The organism is Streptomyces sp. NPDC059900 (genome assembly GCF_050270335.1).
GTDB lineage: Bacteria > Actinomycetota > Actinomycetes > Streptomycetales > Streptomycetaceae > Streptomyces.
Window position 1 is genome coordinate 1 of the sequence record NZ_JBNNJZ010000107.1, and the last position, 19,984, is coordinate 19,984.

The 19,984-nt window shown below is 72.5% G+C and carries 13 protein-coding genes; 4 read left to right on the plus strand and 9 right to left on the minus strand.

Annotation, left to right across the window (positions count from 1 at the left end; translation table 11 throughout):
* The first annotated feature begins 442 nt into the window (after nt 1–442).
* Complete coding sequence (gene eccCa / locus ACQKIP_RS17225; protein ID WP_365854882.1) at nt 443–4,429, plus strand: type VII secretion protein EccCa; 3,987 nt, start codon at nt 443–445, stop codon at nt 4,427–4,429.
* Nucleotides 4,430–4,510: 81 nt separating this feature from the next.
* Here the strand turns inward: eccCa and ACQKIP_RS17230 are convergent, their stop codons facing one another.
* The 4 genes from ACQKIP_RS17230 to ACQKIP_RS17245 form a co-directional block, all read right to left on the minus strand.
* Nucleotides 4,511–5,755 carry a S8 family serine peptidase gene (locus ACQKIP_RS17230; protein WP_365854885.1) on the minus strand — a complete coding sequence of 415 codons (1,245 nt, stop codon included), beginning with the start codon at nt 5,753–5,755 and terminating at the stop codon, nt 4,511–4,513.
* The gene (locus ACQKIP_RS17235; RefSeq protein WP_365854887.1) at nt 5,752–9,069 is read right to left on the minus strand and encodes a right-handed parallel beta-helix repeat-containing protein; all 3,318 of its coding nucleotides are present in this window, start codon (nt 9,067–9,069) and stop codon (nt 5,752–5,754) included. Before ACQKIP_RS17235 ends, ACQKIP_RS17230 begins: the two co-directional genes overlap by 4 nt.
* A gap of 146 nt (nt 9,070–9,215) precedes the next feature.
* Nucleotides 9,216–10,433, minus strand: a complete 1,218-nt coding sequence (locus tag ACQKIP_RS17240; protein ID WP_365854889.1) for a ricin-type beta-trefoil lectin domain protein — start codon at nt 10,431–10,433, stop codon at nt 9,216–9,218.
* Entirely contained in the window at nt 10,430–11,203 is a 774-nt protein-coding gene (locus ACQKIP_RS17245; protein WP_427743357.1) for a type VII secretion system-associated protein, read from the minus strand. Before ACQKIP_RS17245 ends, ACQKIP_RS17240 begins: the two co-directional genes overlap by 4 nt.
* Before the next feature lie 537 nt (nt 11,204–11,740).
* Here ACQKIP_RS17245 and ACQKIP_RS17250 point away from each other — a divergent pair.
* From ACQKIP_RS17250 to ACQKIP_RS17260, 3 genes are read left to right on the plus strand one after another with little or no spacing between them, the layout of a single operon-like run.
* Nucleotides 11,741–12,835 carry a mannose-binding protein gene (locus ACQKIP_RS17250; RefSeq protein ID WP_365854891.1) on the plus strand — a complete coding sequence of 365 codons (1,095 nt, stop codon included), beginning with the start codon at nt 11,741–11,743 and terminating at the stop codon, nt 12,833–12,835.
* A gap of 57 nt (nt 12,836–12,892) precedes the next feature.
* Nucleotides 12,893–13,810 (plus strand): hypothetical protein, encoded by a 918-nt coding sequence (locus ACQKIP_RS17255; protein WP_365854893.1) that lies wholly within the window; start codon nt 12,893–12,895, stop codon nt 13,808–13,810.
* A gap of 4 nt (nt 13,811–13,814) precedes the next feature.
* A complete protein-coding gene (locus ACQKIP_RS17260) occupies nt 13,815–14,027 on the plus strand; it encodes a hypothetical protein (protein WP_365854895.1) in 213 nt (70 codons plus the stop codon).
* A gap of 4 nt (nt 14,028–14,031) precedes the next feature.
* On the opposite strand, the gene ACQKIP_RS17265 is transcribed toward ACQKIP_RS17260, so the two are convergent.
* The 5 genes from ACQKIP_RS17265 to ACQKIP_RS17285 form a co-directional block, all read right to left on the minus strand.
* On the minus strand, nt 14,032–15,747 hold the full coding sequence (locus ACQKIP_RS17265) for an ABC transporter ATP-binding protein (RefSeq protein WP_365854897.1): 1,716 nt from the start codon (nt 15,745–15,747) through the stop codon (nt 14,032–14,034).
* Complete coding sequence (locus tag ACQKIP_RS17270; protein WP_365854899.1) at nt 15,744–16,505, minus strand: class I SAM-dependent DNA methyltransferase; 762 nt, start codon at nt 16,503–16,505, stop codon at nt 15,744–15,746. The genes ACQKIP_RS17265 and ACQKIP_RS17270 overlap by 4 nt, the downstream gene beginning before the upstream one ends.
* An 87-nt stretch (nt 16,506–16,592) precedes the next feature.
* On the minus strand, nt 16,593–17,417 hold the full coding sequence (locus ACQKIP_RS17275) for a nuclear transport factor 2 family protein (protein ID WP_365854901.1): 825 nt from the start codon (nt 17,415–17,417) through the stop codon (nt 16,593–16,595).
* 68 nt (nt 17,418–17,485) lie between these two features.
* Nucleotides 17,486–18,076 carry a hypothetical protein gene (locus ACQKIP_RS17280; protein WP_365854903.1) on the minus strand — a complete coding sequence of 197 codons (591 nt, stop codon included), beginning with the start codon at nt 18,074–18,076 and terminating at the stop codon, nt 17,486–17,488.
* Nucleotides 18,073–19,920, minus strand: a complete 1,848-nt coding sequence (locus ACQKIP_RS17285) for an alpha/beta fold hydrolase (protein WP_365854906.1) — start codon at nt 19,918–19,920, stop codon at nt 18,073–18,075. Before ACQKIP_RS17285 ends, ACQKIP_RS17280 begins: the two co-directional genes overlap by 4 nt.
* Nucleotides 19,921–19,984 lie beyond the last annotated feature (64 nt).

Below are 19,984 nucleotides of genomic sequence, written 5' to 3' on the forward strand. Positions count from 1 at the left end.
TGAGTGAGGACGCGCGAATAGTACGGAAGACCCGCGCGGCCGGGAACATGGGTGCCGGACAAGAGAATTGTGTCCGCGCGAACCGCGAACACCTCCCCGCGTGGACAGGGCACGTTCCGTGAATGCAGACTACTGCCTACGCCCACCGGGTCGTGCTGCGGTCCGGACGCATTGTCCGGAAGAGACCGGAAGAGAGTTGCCCATCACCGGAGTTGCCTCTCCCCGTTGTCCGTCACGGGAGTTGCCTCTCCCCCGCTATCCTCCCGAACCATTCACCCGGCGTTCACCGCGTCATGCGGGTCCCGGAGAATCAGCATGGTGCGGTCATTCCCGTCCCCGAGCGCCCCGGTATTCGCTGCGGGCCTGAAAGCCAGTAAAGCGGAGGTTCTGTTCCTTGAGTGTGGTGCTGTTTCGCCGTCCGGCCCGCAGGCGCGGGCCGGAGATGCCCGAGGGACAATTGACCCTTCAGGAACCGCCGGTCCTCTCCGAGACAGTTCCGGACACCTCGGCCATATGGACTTATCTCCCGATGGCGCTCATGTCGGTGTCGATGATGCTGATGTTCCTGCGCCCCGGCGGCGGGAACGGCGTCTTCATGTATCTGGCGATGGGCGTCATGGCGCTCTCCGCCGGTGCGATGCTCCTGGGCCAGCTCATGCGCAAGTCCAGCGAGCGCAAGCAGCGCCTGAAGGGCGAGCGCCGCGACTACCTCCGCTACCTCGCCCAGACCCGCAAGCGGGTCCGGGCCACCATCGCCGAGCAGCAGCGGGCCCTGGCCTGGCGCCACCCGGAGCCCGCCTCGCTGCGCTCCCTGGCCCGCACCTCACGGCTGTGGGAACGCCGCCCCGGCGACGAGGACTTCGGTGAGATACGTCTCGCGGTGGGCGAACAGCAGCTCGCCCTCGCCCTCAACCCGGTCTCCACCCGCCCGGTGGAGGACCTCGAACCCCTCTGCGCGCACGCCCTGCGCCGCTTCATCCGCGCCTACTCCACGATCCCCGGCCAGCCCCTGGGCCTCTACCTGCGCTCCTCCGCCAGGGTCCTGCTCCGCGCCGAGGAAGACGCCGAGGAAACCACCGAGGAGAGCGCCGGACAGACCGCAGGCACCGAGGCGGTACGCGCCCTGGTCCGCGCCATGCTCGGCCAGCTCGCGGTGTTCCACGCGCCCGAGGAGCTGTGGATCGCCTTCTGCGTCAGCGACGAGCGCCGCCCCGACTGGGAGTGGGCCAAGTGGCTGCCGCACACCCTGCACCCCTACGAGGAGGACGGCGCGGGACAGGTACGGCGGATCACCGCCGACCTCACCGAGCTCGACGACCTGCTTGGCGCCGAGTTCGCCGAGCGCCCCGGCTTCGACCCCGACGCCCGCCCCGGCCGCGACGAGCCCTACACGGTCGTCGTCCTGGACGGCGTGAGCGTCCCCGAGGGCCACCGCTGGGAGGGACACGGATACCGCAACGCCCTGATCCTGGACGTCTCCGGCGCGCTGCGCTGGCGCCCCGGCCGCAACACGCTGCGGCTGACCGCGGGCCCCGACCAGGTCAGCCTGGTGCGCACCGACCGCAGCCGCAAGGAGCGCTCCGTACCGCTCGGCCGGCCCGACCGCCTCGGCCCGCACGGCGCCGAGTCACTGGCCCGGCTGCTCACCAGCCGCCGCATCAGCCTGGGCAGCGACATCGCGCAGCCCCTGGACTCCGACGTCGAACTGACCACCCTGCTCGGCATTCCCGACCTGCACCGGCACGACCCGCAGGCCCTCTTCGCGCGCAACACCGGCGCCGCCCGCCTTCGGGTGCCGATCGCGGTGGGCGTGGACGGCCGCCCGGTGGAACTCGACATCAAGGAGTCCGCGCAGGGAGGCATGGGCCCGCACGGCATGCTCATCGGCGCCACCGGCTCCGGCAAGAGCGAACTCCTGCGCACCCTCGTCCTGGGCCTGGCCCTGACCAACTCCTCGGAGACCCTCAACTTCATCCTGGTCGACTTCAAGGGCGGCGCCACCTTCCTGGGCCTGGAGGAACTCCCCCACACCTCCGCCGTCATCACCAACCTCGCCGACGAGGTCGCCCTGGTGGAGCGCATGCAGGACGCCCTGCACGGCGAACTCATGCGCCGCCAGGAACTGCTGCGCTCGGCCGGCAACTACACCTCCGCCCTGGAGTACGAGCGCGCCCGCGCCGCCGGGGCCGGCCTCGCCCCGCTGCCCAGCCTGTTCGTGGTGGTCGACGAGTTCAGCGAACTGCTCTCCGCGCACCGCGAGTTCATGGACCTGTTCGTGATGATCGGCCGCCTCGGCCGCTCCCTGGGCGTGCACCTCCTGCTGGCCTCGCAGCGCCTGGACGAGGGCCGCATGCACCAGCTGGAGAGCCACCTCTCGTACCGCATCGGTCTGCGCACCTTCTCGGCGATGGAGAGCCGGGGCGTCCTGGGCGTGCCGGACGCCTACCAGTTGCCCGCCCAGCCCGGCAGCGGCTTCCTGAAGTCCGGCGTGGAGGCCCTGACCCGCTTCCGGGCCGCCTACTCCTCCGGCACCTACGCCCGGCGCACCGGCGCGGTCGTACAGGCCCGGGTGGCCAGCCAGGTGGTGCCCTGGACCAGCGGCTGGGTGGTGCCGCGCACCCTGGAGGCCGCGCCGGAGCCGGAGCCGGAGGCCGAGGAGAACGGCCCCGAGGAGACCCTGCTCGACGTGGCCCTCGACCGGCTGCGCGACGCCGGTCCGGCCGCGCACCGGGTGTGGCTGCCGCCGCTCGCCGAGCCCTCGCCGCTGGACGACCTGCTGTCCGGCGTCGCCCCCGACCCCGAGCGCGGCCTGAGTGCGGGCAACTGGCCCGGCACCGGCAAGCTGCGGGTCCCGGTCGGCCTGGTGGACAAGCCCTTCGAGCAGCGCCGCGACCCGCTGGTCGTGGACCTGTCCGGGGCCGGCGGCCATATCGCCGTCGCGGGCGGTTCGCAGAGCGGCAAGTCCACCGTGGCCCGCACCCTGATCGGCGCCCTCGCCCTGACCCACACCCCCGCCGAGGTCCAGTTCTACTGCCTGGACTTCGGCGGCGGCGGGCTCTCGCAGCTCGCCGGTCTTCCGCACGTCGGCGGGGTCGCGGCGCGGCTCAACCCGGAGCGGGTCTACCGGGCCGTCGCCGAGGTGATGACGCTGCTTGCCCGCCGCGAGCAGTTCTTCGTCGACCACACCCTGGACTCCATGCAGTCCTACCGGCGGCGCCGGGCCGCGGGAGAATTCCCCGACGAGCCCTTCGGTGACGTGTTCATGGTGGTCGACGGCTGGTCCACGGTCCGCCAGGACTACGACGACCTGATCCCCAAGTTCAACGAACTCGCCGCCCGCGGCCTCAACTACGGCATCCACCTGCTCATCACCACCACCCGCTGGGTGGAGCTCTCCGCCCAGGTGCGTGACCAGTCCGCCACCCGCCTGGAACTGCGGATGGGTGATCCGATGGACTCCGAGATCGACACCCGCAAGGCGCGCTCGGTGCCGCGCAGCGGCGGCCGCGGCATCACCGCGGACAGCAAGATGCACTTCCTTGCGGGGCTGCCCCGCATCGACGGGAGCGGCTCCCTGGAGGATCTGGGCGACGGTGTCGCCCATCTGGTCGCCGAGGTGTCCCGGCACTGGCCGGGCGCCCGTGCCCCGCAGGTACGGATGCTGCCGCACCGTCTGCCGCTGGCCGAACTCCCCGCGCCCGAGGCCACCGAGGGCGGCGGCATGCGCCTGCCGCTCGGCATCGACCAGGACGCCCTGGAGCCGGTCTGGCACGACTTCAGCCGCACCCCGCACCTGATCGTGGTCGGTGACACCGAGAGCGGCAAGACCAACCTGCTGCGCGGCATCACCGCGGGCATCACCGCCCGCTACGCACCCAACGAAGCGAAGATCATCGCGGTGGACTACCGGCGCACCCTGGTGGACACCATCCCCGAGGAGTACCGCATCGGGCACGTGATCTCCCTGGACAACCTCAAGGAGACCGTCGACGGCGCGGCCCGCGCCATCAAGACCCGGGTGCCGGGCGCCGACATCGCCCCGGCCCGCATGCGCCAGTGCGACTGGTGGACGGGGCCGCGCCTGTTCATCCTGGTCGACGACTACGACATGGTCTCCGGCAACGGCTTCCAGAGTCCCTTCGAGCCCCTCTTCGAGCATCTGGCCCTGGGCTTCGAGACAGGCCTGCACATCGTGGTCGCCCGCAGCGCCATGGGCGCCGGACGCGGCCTGAGCGACGCTCTGCTGCGCCGCCTGGACGAGGCCAACAACCCGGCCGTGCTGCTGTCCTGCCCGCCCACCGAGGGCCGCCTGTTCGGCAACGCGAAGCCCCGCAACCTCCCGCCGGGCCGTGCCCTGCACATCGCCCGCCGCCGCGAGCGCCTGATCCAGACGGCGCTGGTGGAGGAGGCCGCGGGCCAGAGCAGCTGAGCGCAACGGGAAGCGGGGGCCACTCCTGGTGGCCCCCGCTTTGCGTTGCGCTCTGTCCTTGGCCCTTGCCCGGCCCGTGGCTCAGTCCTTGGCCGGTCCGCCCGCTTCCGCCGGGCGCCAGCCGCGCCCGCGGGCCCGGGGCAGCGCGAAAGCGCCCCACAGGACGGCGAGTACGGCGGCGGTGCCCAGCAGCACGAGGAGGGTCGCGCGGCCCGTCGCCCGGTCGGCGTCGGAGGTGTCGCGCACGGTCACCGCGTCCGCGGCACGCTTGGCGCCGCCGGCGGCACCGGTCTTGCCCGGCACCGTGGTGAGGGCGGCGTAGGCATCCAGCTGGGGGATGTCCGCGGGGTAGGCGTTGGCGGTCAGGCGGCGCGCGACGGCCCCGGCCGACTCGTCGGGGTGCGCGGCGCGGACCACCGCGGCCGCGCCGGCGGCCTGGGCGGCGGCCACCGAGGCTCCGGCGCCGAGATAGTGGCCGTCGCCGCGCGGTCCCCCGGAGACCACTCCGGCGCCGGGTGCGGCCAGGTCGATGCCGCCGGTGGGCAGGGCGCCGTCCGGGCGGACGCCTGCGGGGAGCATGTCGGCCACCGAGAGGACGCCGGGTTCACCGGCGGGCCAGTAGGTGCGGGGCGGCACCTCCTCGACGCCGCGCCCGGTCGGATCCGGGGTGGCGGCCGCGATCACCACGGCGCCAGCGCGCCGGGCCTCGGCGACGGCGCGGGTCAACTCCTTGTCACGGCGCGGCAGGGCCACCGCGATCGCGATGACTCCGGCGCGCGCCTCGGTCGCCTCGCGCAGCGCCCGTACGACCAAATCGGCGCTTGCCTGGCCGCGTGGGCCGGTGCCGCGCAGGGCCAGGATCTCCGCGCCGGGTGCGACTCCCGCCAGGCGCGGGCTGCCCCCGCCGTTCCCGGCGATGAGCCCGGCCAGGAACGTGCCGTGGCCCACGCAGTCGTCACCGGCGCTGCCCGCGGCGGTGACCCGGCCCTTGAGCCCGGCGGCGCCCGGGGCGACGCCGGTGCCGATCAGGGCGACGGTCACCCCCTCGCCGGTGCCGTACTTGTGCAGCCGGTCCAGGTCGAGGCGCTGGCGCGACCAGTCCTGTTTCTCGGCCTTCTCGTGCGACGCGGGCGTGCAGGGCGCGTTCCCGGCATCGGTGTCGAGCGCGGAGGGCATGCCGGGCAGTTCCTGGCCCTTCTTCCCGTCGGCCGCAGGCGGCCGCGAGAAGGGGGCCGCCGGGGCCGGGGCGGACACGGTCAGCAGCAGGGCCGCGGCGAGGCCCGCGCCGGTCAGCAGGCGGGCGCCCGGGCGGGCGGGCGGCTTCATCGGGGGGCCGCCTTCGGTGCCGCGGACACGACGTCTTCGGGGACGAGGATCCGAAGGTCGTCCAGGGTGGGTGCGGCCAGTGAACTGAGCCGTCCGGCCTGGCGGGTGACCATCGACTCGACCACCTGGCGGGCCAGGCGTGCGTTGCCGAAGGAGCGGTCCCGCGGCAGCGAGTCGAAGTACTCCCTGAGCAGCGGCCCGGTGCCGGGACCGCATTCGTAGCCCATGCCCGCGGCCTGCGCACGCACGATGGTGACCAGTTCCTCCGAGGAGTAGTCGGAGAAGCCGATCCGGCGCGGGAAGCGGGAGGAGAGGCCGGGGTTGGAGGCGAGGAAGCGTTCCATCTCGTCGGTGTAGCCGGCGACGATGACGACCACCTCGTCGCGGTGGTCCTCCATGAGCTTGAGCAGGGTGTCCACCGCCTCCTGGCCGAAGTCGGCGCCGCCGCCCGCCGGGGTGAGGGTGTAGGCCTCGTCGATGAACAGCACGCCGCCGCGGGCCCGTTCGAAGACCTCGCGGGTGAGCTGGGCGGTGTGGCCGATGTAGCGGCCGACCAGGTCGGCGCGGGCCGCCTCGATCAGCTGGCCCCGGTCCAGGATGCCCAGCTGGGTCAGGATCTCCCCGTAGAGGCGGGCGACGGTGGTCTTGCCGGTGCCGGGCGGCCCGGTGAAGACCAGGTGGTTGCTGAGCGAGGGCACCGGAAGTCCGGCGGCGGCGCGGTGGCGGGCGGTGGTGATGAGGTTGACCAGGTCCGCGACTTCGCGCTTGACCTCGGCAAGGCCGACCATGTCGCCCAGGCGCGTCAGCGGGTCATCGGCCGGGGCCGCGCTCTCGGCGCCCTTGGCCGCGGCGGCGACGGAGACGTCCTCGGGCAGCAGCAGCCGCAGGTCGCTCTCGTTGACCTGCGACAGGGTGGCGAGCCGTACCGCCTGTCTGTCCACCATCTCCTCGAACACCCCGCGCGCGGCACGGCCGTTGCCGAAGCCCGCGTCGCGCGGCATCGCCTCGAAGTGTGCGGCCAGCGCGTCGGCGGTGCCCTCGCCCAGCTCGTACTGGTGCTGGGAGCACATGTTCTCCATGATCGCGACCAGCTCGGGCACCGAGTAGTTCTCGAACTCGACGGTCCGCGAGAAGCGCGATGCCAGGCCCGGGTTGGAGCCGAGGAAGGAGTCCATCTCGCGGGAGTAGCCGGCCGCGACCACCACCACGTCGTCGCGGTGGTCCTCCATGAGCTTGAGCAGGGTGTCCACCGCCTCGCGGCCGAAGTCGGCGCCGCCGTTGCCGCTGTCTGCGGTCAGCGTGTACGCCTCGTCGACGAACAGCACACCGCCGAGCGCGCGCTGGAAGGTCTCGGTGGTCTTGATGGCGGTACCGCCCACGACCTGTGCGACCAGGTCGGCGCGGGAGACCTCCACCAGGTGCCCGCTGCGCAGCGAGCCCAGTTCGGCCAGGATCGCGCCGTAGAGGCGGGCGACGGTGGTCTTGCCGGTGCCGGGCGGCCCGGCGAAGATCAGGTGCCGGCTCATCGGCGGCGCCGACATGCCCAGTTGTTCGCGGCGCTGGGCGAGCTGGGTCAGGTTGACCAGGGTGCCCACCTGCTGCTTGACGTTCTCCAGGCCGATCAGCGCGTTCAGGGCGCCGAGCGGGCCGTCCTCGCGGTCCGGCGGCGGCGCGTCCCCCGAGCCGGATCCCGCCGGGTCGGTGTTCTCCGCGCTGCCGGTGCCCCAGGCGTCCCGCTTGCCGTTGCCGACGCTGCTGAGACCCTCCACGGCGAGGCGCTCGCCCGGCGCGGTCTGCACCAGGCCGCCGCCCGCGTTCTCCCGGGCGAGGCAGTTGACCAGGGAGATCGGCGCGGTGGACTCCACCCGGAAGCCGTCCTGTTCGCCGCCGGAGACCTCGCAGCCGCTGAGCGAGGCCAGCGCGCCCTCGCGGAGCAGGAAGCCGTGGCTCTTCGCGGCGTGCACCGTGGTGCGGTTGGCGGTCAGCTCGCCGCCCGCGGCGACGACCACCCCTTCCTCGCCGGATATCTCCACGCGGAAGTCGCGGACGGTGACGTTGCCGCCGTCCTCCACGACCAGGCCGCCGGTGTCCGTGTCGGAGACTCCGCCGCCCGCCAGGTACAGGGTGCTGCCGGAGGCCACGCGTACGCCCGCGCCCTTCGGCCGGACGACCTCGCAGTCCTCGGCACGGCCGCGGGCGTCCTTGGCGGCCGCGATGCCGTCACCGGCCGGCTCCACCAGACGGGCCCGGCGCAGCAGCGGGTTGGCGCCGCTGCGGATCGCGACCGCGGGCGAGCCGCCGATCACCTCGAGGCGGTCCAGCTCGGGCGCCGAGTCCTCCTCCAGGAGCAGCGCGGTCGCGTCGCAGTCGCGGACCGTGAGGCCGGTCAGCGCCGGGGACGCGCCCCCGGCGACCCGCAGCGCCGCGCCCTGCGCGCCGTCCACCCAGCAGTCCTCGAAGGTGCCGCGCGCCCGGTCGGTGACCAGCACGCCGTGGCCGCGGGTGCGCGAGACCCGGCAGCGGCGCAGCACCGGGTCGCTGCCCCCGGCCAGCGCGATCCCGTTGCCGGACGCGCCGGTCACCCGGACGTCCTCCAGCGTCGTACGGCCCGCGCTGCTCAGATGCACGCCGGTGCTGGTGTCGTGCACGACGGTGCGCACCACCGTGAGGGCGGAGTTCTCCTCCAGGGCGATGGAGGGTTTGTCGGTGGAGGAGAAGTCGCAGTCCTCGACCGTGCCGCGCGCCTCGCCGTTGGCCAGCAGGCCGTTGCCGCGGGCGCCGCGCACCGTGCAGCCGCGCACGCGCGCGTCGCCCTCCTCCGCGAGGACCAGGCCGCTGGTGCCCAGGTGTTCGAAGTTGCAGGACTCCACGGTGGTGGGCGTGGTCGAGGTGACCACGATGCCCGCGCCCTGCGGGTTGCTCACCCGGCAGTCCCGCAGCGCGAGCGAGCCGGTGCCCCCGGCCAGCATCGCGGTCCAGGCGGCGCCCACGATCTCGCAGCCGTCGAGTGCGGCCTGCCCGCGCCGCACGTCCACGGCCGGCTGCTCCGCGTCGCCGCCGCGCAGCGTCAGTTCGGAGAGCATCACCGCGTCGGCGCGCAGCGCGAGCACGCTGCCCGAGCGCGGCCGGATCTCCACGGTGCCCCGCCCTTCGGCGGCGGTGAGGGTGACCCGGGTGTGGATCACGAGGTTCTCCGCATACGTACCGGGCCGGACGCTGATGAGCGCGCCGATCCGGGCGGCAGCGAGTGCCTCACCGATCGTCCGGTAGCGGTCCTGGCTGCCCGGACCGACCGTCAGTACCTGGCGCGACACGCACCAACCTCCTTGCCATGGCGGCCTCTGCAACGGGGCGCCCCTCACCCGGGGGCGCGTGTCGGCGAGCCGACGGTGCCATCATGCCTCGCCCCGGCCGACGGGCGGGCGCCGGGAGTGGTGTGCTCCCGGTCCGGGGCGTCCGGTCAGACGCTCCACTTCTGGTTGTCCCTGCCGGTGCAGCCCCACAGCTCCAGGGGAGCACGGTTCTCGCGGTTGCTGCCGTTGATGTCGACGCATTTGCCGACCACGGTATTGACCAGGTCGTGGGCGGCGTTCAGCGCGAACTTCTGGGCGTCCGCGCCGTTGCACCAGGCGATCTGGATGGCCGTACGGTCGTTGAAGTTCGCGTTGGCCACGTCCAGACACTTGCCCTGGATGCGGATGGTGCCGTCGGAGGCGAACTGGAACTTCTGCGCCGGGGCGCCGTTGCAGTCCCACATGTGCAGCTGCTTGCCGTCGCTGAAATCGCTGCCCGGTACGTCGATGCAGCGGTTCGAGAGGTGGCTGCGGAAGGAGACGGGGGCACTGAGGGTCAGTCCGGGAGCGCCCTTCTTGGGCGTGTCCTTCTTCCCGTCGGACTTCTTCTCGCTGCGCTGCTTCTCCGTCTGGGTCTTCTTGCCGTCGTCCTCGGACTTGTCCTTCTCGCCGTCGTCCTTCTCCGGAGCGGGCACGGCGGCTTCCTTGGCCGGCTTCTTCGGCTTGTCGGACTCGTCGGCCTTCTTCTCGTCGTCCTTGGAGCCGGTGTCGGGCGTGGTCTGTGCGAACTCGCCCGGTGCCTCCTGCTCGTCACCGCCGAGTACGGTTCCCGCCGACGACGCGGACGTCTTGCGGTCCTTGTCGTCGTCTCCGCCGAGCGTCAGGAGCGGCACCGACACCAGCAGCGCTCCGGCGACCGCGGCTCCGGCGAGCACCGCCCTGCCCGGCCGGCCCACCGGCCCGGCCTTCGGCTGCGGCTTGCCGATCGCGGTCGCGGACACGGTCCGTACGAGCGCGGGCAGCCGGCTCTTGGCCGCGGCCGCGGCGCCGGGGTCGGCCTCGGGATCCGTACCGGACTTGGCGTCGCTCCCGGCGGCGGGTTCGCCGGCCTCGGCGGCTTCGGGCCCGGCCCCGGGCTCGGCCTCGCTCTCGTTCTTGGCAGCCGCCTCGCCGGATTCGGCCGCGGGCTTCGCCTCCGGCTCCGCGGACTCGGTCTTCGCCTCCGGCTCGCTCTTCGACGCCGGTTCGCTCTTCGAGTCCGGTTCGCTCTTCGGCTTCGACTCCGGCTCGGCGGCGGCCGTGGCCGCCGCGGTCGTCGTCTCTTCGCCGTCCGAACCGGTCTCGGCCCGCTGGGGCTTGGGGGGCTGCTGGGGCGAACTCGTCACGAGGTCCTCCCTGTGGTGTGGGGTGGGGGTTCAGGGGAGTCCGCGGCGTCCGCTGCGGGAGTCTCCTCGGCCCCCGGCCCGTCCGCGGGGCCGAGAAGACTGTCCGCGGGTACGAGCAAGGGGGCTGCGGCTCCGGCATTGACCGACAGCCACGTGCCCGAACCGCTCAGCGTACGGGCCAGCTCCCGCGCCGGGAGCATGTCATGTGCAAGTGCCGCGGACGTGAACTCGTGTGCCGGTGAGGTGAACGAAAGCACAACCGGGGCCCCGTCCCGCCCGGCCGCCGTGAGCGGACCGCCGTCCGGTGCGCGCAGCACCGTGATCTCCGCCGTGGCGAGCGCCGCGAGGGCCTCGTCCACCGAGCCGTAGCCGGTGGCGGCCCGCTGCGCCGCCGCGTCCACCGGGTCGGTGGGCTCCGGCCAGCCGAGGACGCCGGCCGACGGCCGGTAGGCGGGGTTGGCGCGGTAGTCGCCCACGCCGCCGCTCTCGTCGGACTGCCATTCCCCGAGCACCGCCCACTCCGGTGGGGTCCGTTCGTCGGTCCACTCCGGGTCGACCACGCCGATCCAGTGCCCCGGCGCCCGGCGGGCTGCGGCTCGCACGGCCTCGGGTATGTCGGGCGTGACGTCGGCTTCGGATGTGCGCGCCGCGACGGTGGCTTCGGAGGCCCCGTCCACGGGGGCGGCGGCTGCGGCGGCCTGGCCCGGCCCGTCGGACGTCACGGGCCCGACGGCATCACGCCTGCCCTCTTGCCGTTCTCCGGGCCGCATCTTCACCTGAACTCTTCGGTCCGTACGCATCGTTGGGCGCCGGACAACAGGCGCGCACGCCGACACTGATCACGTCCGGGAGTCAACAGAATGCCACACGTGTCCCTCCCGTTGGCCGCCGGGGAAGATCCGTTTGGGGCTCAGACGTGCCCGTTTGATGCCCGAGTGGGGAACTTTCCGGGAGCAGTGAGGCGTGAGGGGACAAAGCGAAAGGGCCGTTGTGGCGGGAGGGGCGGCCGTGGCCCCCGTGACGGGCTAAGTTGGGCACGCTGTCGGCCACGCCGACGTGCAGTGCGTTCCGGCCGGGCGACCGGGCCAGGGCCGTACGGGAAGACCTCGCAGCCCGGATGCGTCGGACCGGCCTGCGGCCGCCGCCGCGGCTGACCACACGGCGACCGGCATCAAGTACCGAGCCCCACCGGCTCATTCCGGCGCGGCTCCCGCCCAACACCCGTGTGGTGACCGGCGCTCGACCGGCCCGGCCCGCCACGCGGCCCCGTACTCACCCCGACAGCTCCGCCCCCCGAGGAGTACCGCATGTCCCCCCAGCACCGCACCCCCGGCGCGAACGCGGAGACCGCCGCCACCCCCACGGAAGAGTCCGGAAAGCCGGCCAACTCCCCCGCCCCGGACAACGAGACAGCCGCCACCGCGCCCGGCGAAGAGGCCGCCCCCGCCGCACCGGAGGCGAAGACCACCGCCTCCGCCCCGGACGGGAAGGCCACCCCCACCGCACCGGAAGAGGCGGCAGAACCGGAAGAAGCCGGAGGACCAGGAGCAAAGGCCGCTCCCCCGGCACCGGAGACGAAAGCCACCCCCGAAGCCACCGCCACTCCCGAAGCCACCGCCGCCCCCGAAGCTCCCGCCGCGCCCGACGGCAAGACCGAAGCCCCCGAGGGGCGCGTCGCCGTGGCGGCGGCCCTCGCGGCGCCCCCCGGCGTCAAGTCCGGCACCGGCGTGGACACGGGACGCCCCCGCAAGCCGGTCCTGGCCGGGGCCGCGATCGCCGGGGCCGCCCTGATCGCGATACCCCTGCTGCTGGTCGGCAGCGCGCGGGACGACGGCCCCCCGGACGACGGCAAGAAGCTGTCCGCGGGCGACACCGTCCTGAACCCGAACTCCGGCCCCGCGGCCGACTACAAGGCCAAGAAGCCCAGTGCGTCGCCGTCCGAGAAGAAGCCGAAGAAGACCGAGAAGGCCAAGGCCCCGGTCCCCAAGGCCGCCGTGCCGCCCCCGCAGCCGAGCCCGAGCAAGTCACCCGAGAAGAAGCCCGAGTCCAAGCCCAAGCCCAAGGCGGCCCCGAAGCCGGACTGGAGCACCGAGACCGTCTCGGCACCCAGCGTCCTCGAGGTCAAGCAGGCCTGGACCACCAACCGCATCCGCATGGTCATGCAGACCGACGGCAACCTCGTCGTCTACAACGAGAAGGGCAAGCCCATCTGGGCGGCCATGACCTTCGGCGAGAACCACCGGGCGATCTTCCAGCAGGACGGCAACCTCGTCATCCACAACGGCGACGACCGCCCCATCTGGGCCTCCAAGAGCCACGGCCACGAGGGCGCCCAGCTGGTCCTGCGGGCCGACGGCAAGGTCGTCATCGTGCACAACGGCCGGGTCATCTGGTCGACCTGACACCGCAGGCTGCGCCGTTCGGCACCCGCCGGCGCCCGCGTGGGCGAGAATCGGCGGGTGCCGGAGTACAGCTCGATCACCGCATTGGACAGGCTCCTCGACGACCTGGCCGTCGGCGAGGCCCGCCGCCGGCAGTTCGGCATGGTCCGCGGCGAACTGCTGCGGGCCCTGTCGCGCGACGCGCTGCCCGTGGGCGCCCGGCGCTCGCTGCGCCGGCTCCTGGAACGCGAAGCGCTCGGCCCGTATCTGCGCATCGCGGAGTCCGGCGTCCTGCGGGCCAGGCTGGTCAAGGGCGCGCGGCCGCCCACGTCGGAGCCGACCAACGAGATCCGCAGGCAGTGCGTCGACGTGCTGCGCGAGTCGATCGGCCTGCCGCCGCTGCGGCTGGCCGGCGGCGGATTGACGCTGCAGCCCACACCGGAGTTCGGCGACCTGGCAGCCCTGCGCAACCAACTCGACAAGGATCTCGGCAGCGGCCATCTGCCGCCGGGCCGCATCCGCCTCACCGCGGTACTCGCCCTCATCCTCGACGCGGCCCCGCGCTCCGGCGAACTGGTCGCACTGCGCCTGACCCACCTCACCCCCGACAACCGCGCGGTGTACATCGAACGCCGCCCGCAGCACGGCAGCAGCCAGCCCGCGCAAGGCGACTGGTTCGCCCTGACCTCGCTGAGCCGGGCCGCGCTGGAGCGGTGGCTGCCGCTGCGCACAGACCTGGTCGAACGGGCCCACGGCACCAGCAAACTGTGGGTGAGCCTGCGCCCCAACCACAGCGGCCTGCTCGACGACGACGGCCTGGCCACCCTCCGCCCGGCCGGGCTGCCCCTCGAAGAGAACGGCCTGATCACCAGCTACCGCCGCGGCCGGGCCCGCTACGACCTGACCGGCCTGCTCCCGCCGAAGCCGGAACAGCTGCGCCGGGCCGTCGTCGCCGAGACGCCCCGCCCCGTCGTCGCGCGGGCGAAGGCACAATGACCGTATGGAAAGCAACGAAGGCGGCAGCACGAGGACGACGGCGAACGCGATCTCGCTCGGCGTCCTGTTCGGTCTGTCCGCGGGCATCATCTTCGGTCTGACGGTGTTCGACAATTTCGCCGTCGGCCTCATCTCGGGCATCGGCGTCGGCGGTGTCGCCGGCATCGCCTTCGCCTCGTCCCGCCGCCGGCCCGGCGATGCGGCGGACGAACGCTGAGCGTTCACTGCCCCCCGGCGGGGGCGAGTTGCTGACTGGCCAGGCGCCGGTAGGTGGTGTCGCGCTCCATCAGCTCGGCGTGCGTGCCGCCGGCGCGCAGCCGGCCGTTCTCCAGGACCAGGATGCGGTCGGCCCCGATGGTCGTGGAGATGCGGTGCGCGATGGTGATCACCTGGCAGCGTGCGCCGATGGTGCTGATGGCGTTGCGCAGCGCCGTCTCGGAGTCCGAGTCCAGGTTCGCCGTGGCCTCGTCCAGGAGCAGCACGTCGGGTGAAGTGAGCAGGGCGCGCGCGATGGCCAGGCGCTGGCGCTGGCCGCCGGACAGGCCGGTGCCGGATTCGCCCAGTTCGGTGTCCATGCCCTGCGGGAGGGCGTCGACGACCTCGGTGAGGTGGGCGTCGCGCACCGCGTCGGCCATCTGGGCGGGCGTGGCGTCGGGGCAGGCGTAGGTGAGGTTTTCGCGGATGGTGCCGCGCATCAGCGGGGCGTCCTGTTCCACCAGGCCGATCCGGGAGCGCAGATCGGCCAGGGGCAGCGCGGCGACGTCGGTGCCCGCGATGCGGATCGTGCCCCGGTGCGGGTCGTGGAACCGCTCGATGAGCTGGAACAGCGTGGTCTTGCCCGCGCCGGAGGGGCCGACGACGGCCGTCACGCCGGTGCGCGGAAGTTCGAAGGAGATCCCGTACAGGACGGGGGCGGTGTCGTCCGTGTAGGCGAAGGAGACGTCGTCGAACGCGATGGAGAGGGCCGCGTCCCCGCCGGTGCGGGGGGTCTCGCGCGCGGAGGTTTCCTGGTCGATGTACGCCAGATCCCTGACCCGGTCGATGGCGGCCCTGCCCTGCTGGAGTTCGCCGAGGGCCATGAACAGCACAACCAGCGGGGACACCAGATAGAAGAGGTACATGATGAACGCGGTGAGGTCCTGGATCGGCAGGGACCCGGTGGCGGTGCGGGCCATGCCCCAGGTGATGACGACGGCGAGGGACACCTGGGTGCCGACGTTCATCGCGGGCATCAGCATGGCCGAAAGGCGCGTCACCCGGATGCCGCTGCCCCGGGCGTCGTCGGCCAGCGCCCGCAGCCGCTCGGCCTCCCGCTGCTCGGCACGCGAGGCCTTGACCGTGGTCAGCGCGCTCAGCACACGCAGCAGGCCCGAGCCGAAGTGACTGGTGTCCTCGCGGTTGGCCAGGGCCGCGGTGCGCACGGCGCGGGCCAATCCCAGGGCCGCGGCCGACGCGACGCCCAGGCAGCCGGCGGTGACCAGGAGCATCTTCCAGTCGATCCAGGCCATGACGGCGATGCAGCCGATGCTGGTGAACCCGGCGGTGAGCATCTGCGCGACGGACGAGGACAGGGCGATGCGGGCGATGGAGGTGTCGGCGACGGTCCGGGTGAACACATCACCGTGCTCGAGCCGGTGGAACGCGCGCAGCCGGGAATGCAGGAGCCGGCCGGTGAGGGTCGTGCGCATGTCGAAGACGATGTTCTCTCCGGCGCGGCCGATGAGATAGGCGTGGGTGGCGGCAAGCAGGGCATCGGCGGCGAACAGCGCGGCGATGATCGCGATGGGCCCCGCCACCGACCGGTCGGCGGCGACCGCTTCGATCAGGTCGCCGATCAGGAGCGGCTGCAGGAGCGTGGCCGCGGTGCCCGCCAGACCGAGCAGGGCGCCGATGCCCAGGAGCAGGCGCTGGCCGCGGACGATGTCGCGGATGTTCATGCGGTCTTGGTGTAGGTCGCAAGGAACATCGGGTACTGCTCGGTGTACGGCGCGAGGTCCCAACTGCTGTAGTGCGCCTCGGGGGTGAGCCCGGCAGTGCGGGCGTAGGCGTCGACCTCTTCGGGGGTGGTCAGCCGGGAGAGTTCGTTGCCCACCCGGGTGCTGCCGTCGGACTCGTACCAGATGTGGGAGCACTGCCACAGGTCGGAGCCGGGCGGGAGCGTGGAGTGGGTCTGCAGTCCGGTGCCGGGCTCGGGGTAGGGGGTGAACAGGGTGGTGCGGGCCAGGCCCTCGTGGATGGCCTCCACCGCGGGCCGGTTGCCCGTCTCGATCACCAGGCGGCCGCCGGGCACCAGGCGCTCGGCCGCCCGGTGGATCGCTGCCTGCTGGTCGTCGGGGGTGAGCAGCATGGACAGGGTGCCGCACACCGCGTACACCAGCCCGTAGTGGCGGGCTTCGGTGTAGTCGCGGATGTTCGCGCGTACGCCGGTGACGTCGGCGGCGCCGGGTGCCGCGGCCAGCAGGTCGAGCATCTCGGTGGAGGAGTCCACGCCGGTGATCGCGCCGACCTTCCCGGAGAGCGGGATGGCGATGCGCCCGGTGCCGACACCGAATTCGAGGGTGCCGGCCGAGGGGTCGGGGTGCAGCCGGCCAAGGACGTCCGCGGCGGCGGTCGCTTCGGCGCCCATGGGGAAGAGCCGGTCGTACCAGGCCGCGAACTGCGTGCCGTAGCCGATGTCGTCGACGGTGCTGTTCATGGTGCTCGGTCCTCACTGGTCTGTGGGAATGGGCGCGGTCGCCGCGGCCCACGCGGCGACCGCGCCGGTGTCTGGAGCAGACGGTGATCAGGTCGGCCAGTAGCCGCTGCCGGTCTGCATCACGGAGCGCAGCAGGCGTACGCGCCCGTCGTCGGCGAACTCACCGAAGCTGAAGACCTCCAGGTCCCCGAGGCCGCGGCGGCCTTCGACGGGCACCATGGTGTAGCGGGCGGCGAAGCGGCCTGCCTCGCTCAGGGACGTGTGGATGTCCAGGCGGTAGGCGAGGCCTTCCTTGCGGCTCGCTTCGAGTGATTGCAGGATCGCCGGGCGCTGCATGGCTTCGCCGTTGATGTACTGCACGGCGTCGGGGGTGTGGTAGCTGTCGTAGGCGTCCTGGAGCGAGGTGCCGCCGTCGCTGCTCAGCCGGGCGAAGTCGGTGAGGTAGGCGGCCGGGTCGGCGCTCACGGCGGCGGGGGTGGCGGGCGCGGGGCGGGCGTCGCTGTCCCGGGTCTCGCCTTCGGGGCGGCCCCAGCCGTAGGTCATGCGGGCGGTGGAGACGGTGGGTCCGACGCGGCCGTCGTCGGCCAGGTCGGCGAAGATGACGACTTCGGTGGTGTGGCGCACCTGCATCAGCAGGGACCGGCTCACGGTGTAGCGGGCGGCGGCCCGGTTGCCGTCCACGACCGCCTCGTGGATGCGCAGTTCGTAGGGCGTCTGGTCGGCCCGCCACGCGGACAGGTTCTTCAGGGACTCCTGGCGGTCGCGGTGCTCGTGGTTGACCACGTGCGGGGCGTCGGGGACGTGGTAGCGGTCCCATACGTCCTCGGGCGGCAGGTTCTTGTCGAAGGCTTCCGCCGTGTAGGACCGCAGGTATCCGACGAAGTCCTCGGCCGGAGTGGGGGGAAGGGTCACAACGCTCTCCAGGGTGGGGTGCCGGGCGGGCCGGCGCGGTGTGGGACGGGCGGGGCGGCTCCCCGCTGTCAGGCGGCCGCGGTGAGGTGCGGGCGGTCGTCCGGCTGCATGGGCGTGTACGGCGAGACGAACAGGGTCTCGGGGGCCTCGGTGGTGTCGTGGCCCGAGGCGCGCACCACGCCGAACTGGAAGCCCTTGACCTTGGCCGGGTCCGGCTCTCCTTCGCGGATCCTCCTGCGGATGAACTCGGCGAGCACGCGGTAGGAGGAGTTGCTCTGGATTCCGGTGATGCCCGAGCGGGTGGCCCGCTGCAGGATGGCCGTGCAGAGGTCGAAGACCGCTTTCTCGGGGCGGCGCGTGGCGAACCAGAAGGCCTGGTGCACCTTGCGCGGCTCGATCATCTCGATCTCTGTCCACTCGCTGGTCTCGCCGGCGAGGTCCAGGGTCCGGTACACGTAGTGGAAGTCGTGCACCGCGGGGTTGGGCGCGAAGAACTTCCAGTTCGGTATCTGCGAGAAGACGTCTTTGGATATCGCCCGGTTGAAGGCGGGGTGCGGGTGCTGGGCGGCGACCGTGGTGATCAGCGCCGCCGCGCCCGCCCAGCGGGCCAGGGAACCCGGTCCGGTGAAGGTGTCCTTGAGGAGGGCCGTCGGGTTCACTGCTCGGCTCCTGCCTGCGCGGTGGGGTGGGTGGCGCTGTCGGCGGCGGTGGCGGCGTCGGATACCCCGGTCAGGAAGTCGGCCATGAGTGCCGCGGCCTTGTGCGCGAAGCGGGCGTCGGTCAGGAGCGAGTCGTGGTCCGCTTCCTCGACGACCTTGAGGCCGCCCTGTCCCGGGCCTCGGTGGGCCTGGACGAGCTCGTTGTAGAGCAGGAGCTGGTCGGGGTCCTGGTCGACCGTCTGCTGGGCGGCGATGACCAGACCGGGGGCGGTGATGGGGTCGATGTCCCCCTCGAAGGAGCGGAAGTCCTCCTCCACCGCCGCCCATTCGCGTTTGGCGGCCTTCCACAGCCGCGCGTCGGTGTACTGGGCGAACACCTTGTCGCGGTAGCGGGCGGGCAGTTTGTCCACCCACTCGGGGCGGCTCATCACCACGCCGGTGCCCAGCGTGAGGTAGCGGGTGGCGTGCGCGATGGTCTCGCGCAGGTCCTTGGCGCCCACGCTCTGGCGCTGCGAGCGCTGGAGTTCGGCGGGGTGCGCGGGATCGAGGTAGACCAGACCGGCGACACGGTCGGCGAGCCGGGGCGAGACCCGGCGGATCAGTTCGCCGCCCAGCGAGTGGCCGACCAGGATGACCTTGCGGTTGTGCGGCACCACCTGCCGGACGAGGTCTTCGAGGTCGTCGACCGACTCGCTCAGTGTGTAGGGACTCGTGCTGTGCCGGCGGCTTCCCGCGTATCCGGAGCGGGCGTAGGCCACCACGGCGTGCTCGGAGTCGTAGGCGAACTGCTCGGTGATCCAGGCGAAGTGCTCCGAGGTCGAGGACAGGCCGGCGCAGAACACCAGGACGGGGGTGTCGGCGTCGTCGCGGCCTCCGGTCTCGTACTGCAACTCGTTGCCGTGCCGGGTGGTGACCGTGCGGGACGTGGGCCAGCCCTCCAGGACCGCACAGCGGCGCTGGGCCGCGAGGGCGGCGCTCAGGGCGATGCCCGCGGCGAGCAGGAGGCCCGCTGCCTTGACCGCCCGGTCGTCGCGTCCGGCGACGGCCGGGTGCGAGAGCGGGGCCGTGGTGTAGGCGACCATCGGGTGCATGGAGGTGAAGGCGGTCATGAACCGCCCGAGGCCCATCACGAAGGCGTTGGTGACGTGGAAGCTTCCGGCGGCGGCCAGCACGGGCCGCGTCAGGCGTCCGCGCGCCGCGTACACCAGGGGGAAGAGGCACTCCAGGGCCAGAACGCCGTGCTGGACGTACTTCGCGGTCCTGGGGTGCTTCTGGGTCAGGCGATAAGCGCTCTCGGAGCCGTAGGTGCGTGTGCGCATGACGCCGGGCAGCGCCTCGCCCGTACGCCACTTGTCGCCCACGAGCTTGACCCAGCCCGAGACGCCGTAGGAGAGGGTGGCCTGCATCGCGACGTACCACAGCAGTGCGTCCTGGGTCTGCGGTGTCCGGGAGAGCCGGGCCAGTCCGGTCGCGCTCTGCACCAGGGTCGCCACCTGGTCCGAGCCGTCGGTGCCGTAGCGGTGGCGGGCCTGCAGCAGGCCCGTGGTGCCGCTCAGGAAGAGGTTCCCCGCGCCGCGCCACCGGCTGTTGCCGGGCAGCAGGAGCCCGACGCTGACCGCGGCGCGGGCGGCGTGCAGGGCGACGGTGGTCCTGCGGCCGCTGACCATGTCGGTGAGTTTGCGAAGTGCCGGGTTCTTGGACTCCGGGCTCTCCCGCATGATCTCCCAGTCGTTGAGTCCGCCGGATTCCAGCTGTTTACGCTGGTGCAGATATTCGAGGGAGGAAGAAAGCGTGGTGAGGGCGGCAAGCCTTTCCGATATCCCCATGGCCCTGTTACGGCTCACCGGGACGGGTTGGAAAACCGCGGAAGCAATTCTCTTTACATATCTCAAGAACAGTCCTCTCAAC